Raw genomic sequence first — 1,051 nt, forward strand, 5'->3', positions numbered from 1 at the left:
ACCTCGCCGGACGGCTCGGCGTCGCCGTCACCGACGCGCTCCTGTCCCGCGGCCTGCTGGAACCCGGGTTCTCGCTGAGCCCGTCGGGGGCCACTTCCAGCAGCCAACGGGCCTTGCGCTCGCCCTCGCTCCTCTGCGGTTTTGGGCGTTCCGCGTGCTCCTTCAGCAGCGCGTCGAGCTTGCCTTGGATGCGCGTTCGCTGAGCGGCTGGGCGTTGAGCGGTGGGGCGTGCAGCTGCCCCAAGGCGCTGGACAACCGGCCGTTGCGGATCGTCTTTTAGCCCCGCGTCCAGAACGGTCGCCTTCAATCGCTCCAACCCCAAGCGGGTGTTGAGTTGCTCCACGTCATCGTAGGTGCCATACAGCTTGTAGCTCCCTTTAGTCAAACGGGTAAAGGCCACCAGCGAACTGGCGTTGTCCATCATCCCAAGGTTCATAAGGTGGAACACTTCGCGCTTGCCCTGCCCTTGGCTCTTGTGGACGGTCACCGCGTAGTCGTGGACCACCGCCTTGTGCTCGTGCGTGTTCCACACCACCTTGCGCCCATTCTCCTTTGGGTTCTCCGAACGCAAGGTGCCGACGATATCGTAGCCGCCAGAGCGCGACGCTTTGATGGATTGGATGGTGGCCTGGGTGCCATTGACCACACCCAAGTCCTTGCGTTTGGCTGTGAACATCACCCGATCTCCCTCTACCAAGGCCAGATCGAACTTTCGTCCATTGACGCGCCCCTCCACCACCACCTCATCCGTGCCGATCTCGCCGCGTTCTTTGAGGCCTTTTCGAATCCCTGCGTTGAGAGCGCCGACCTCGGCCCGGCTGTGGGCCAGCACCAGCTTGTCGTCCAGCGCCGCTGGATTCTTGAAGTAGTCGTTCACCAGGCGCTCGATGCATTTCTCCTGCGAGTGGGCTTCCACGATGGAGTCCATCAGGCGCTCCTTCTGCTCATCGCCCAGCTCCAAGGTTTCGCGCCGGCTGCGGGTGCCCTTTTTCAGATCGACCACTTCACCGTTCTCGTTTTTGGCGTAGAACCCCATCGCCGTCTCGCGGTC

At 62.6% G+C, this 1,051-nt stretch carries 1 protein-coding gene; it reads right to left on the reverse strand.

The window, feature by feature from the left end; translation table 11 throughout:
• Positions 1-1,036, reverse strand: a 1,036-nt coding sequence (locus ABZX22_RS45320; protein ID WP_354923599.1) for a hypothetical protein, incomplete at its 3' end; no start/stop codon positions are given.
• Positions 1,037-1,051: the final 15 nt, after the last annotated feature.

It is taken from the genome of Nonomuraea sp. NPDC003804, assembly GCF_040610675.1.
Classification (GTDB): domain Bacteria; phylum Actinomycetota; class Actinomycetes; order Streptosporangiales; family Streptosporangiaceae; genus Nonomuraea.